Below are 858 nucleotides of genomic sequence, written 5' to 3'. Positions count from 1 at the left end.
TACCTGGTGAGTGTCGACGGTTTCTTGTTCCAGCGCGGGTCGCTCTATTTCGAGCCCTACTTCGACAAGGTCACGCCAAACGCRACCGCGGTCGAGGCAGTGCGGAAGATGACAGCGTCCGGTCATACCGTGCGCTACGTCTCGATCCGCCCTTCTCACTTAGAGGCCCTGACACGGGCACAGATTCAGGCCCAGCTACTCCCGGAAGCGCCAATCCTGTTCGATTGCGACGTGGCACAATGGGCCCTTTTGACGGCACCACATCCGACATTGCCCTTCAAGACCTCAGAAGCGATCGAGGTCGACCCCTCTGACCCCAATCTGGCTGAGCGGCTGGGCATCTCGGGCTAGGCTTGTCACCTCGCAATCGACAAGCTCGGGCGCCTTAGGCCTACTGCAAACAATGGGTCCGATCCACCAGGGAGCGCACAGTTCTACGCAATACATTGCCAAATTGGATCGACGGCGCGACGCTCAAGTCACCATGTAACGTAAGACGTTCGATCGCAGCGCTCCTTGCCAAGGGAAGGTTCAGCGTTGAAATTAACCAATTGCTAACAATTCCATACATCCCCAAACGGGATTTGCTACAGGCAAGTCTACGAATGCTTTGTCTAGCCATGAGGTGTATCGGATGACCGATACGGATACGGAAGTGATCGAACGAGCCGCTGCGGGGCGCATCGATCCTTATGCAAACCGGAACAGTCGAGAAAGTCGGTTCCGGGCTAACCGATTCAAACTGATCCAAGAGATCATGCAATCCATATTGCGCACCAAAGGAAGTTGCTCGGTCCTCGACCTGGGAGGAACCGAAAAATATTGGGATATTGGGTCGGAATTCATACAGGGCAATGC

Annotated in this window: 1 protein-coding gene and 1 pseudogene; both read left to right on the top strand. The window is 55.1% G+C overall.

The genetic code is table 11. The features are described 5' to 3' along the window. The coding region (locus tag AC1DWF_RS33235; protein WP_476842761.1) for a hypothetical protein at positions 1-351 on the top strand (351 nt) is incomplete at its 5' end. 283 nt (positions 352-634) lie between these two features. Next, positions 635-858: pseudogene (locus AC1DWF_RS33230) on the top strand (hypothetical protein); the annotation flags it as partial.

This window comes from Aminobacter sp. P4_D5, from assembly GCF_056401815.1.
The sequence above is the reverse complement of the archived record's forward strand: the minus strand, read 5'-3'. Positions and strand labels throughout refer to the sequence as shown.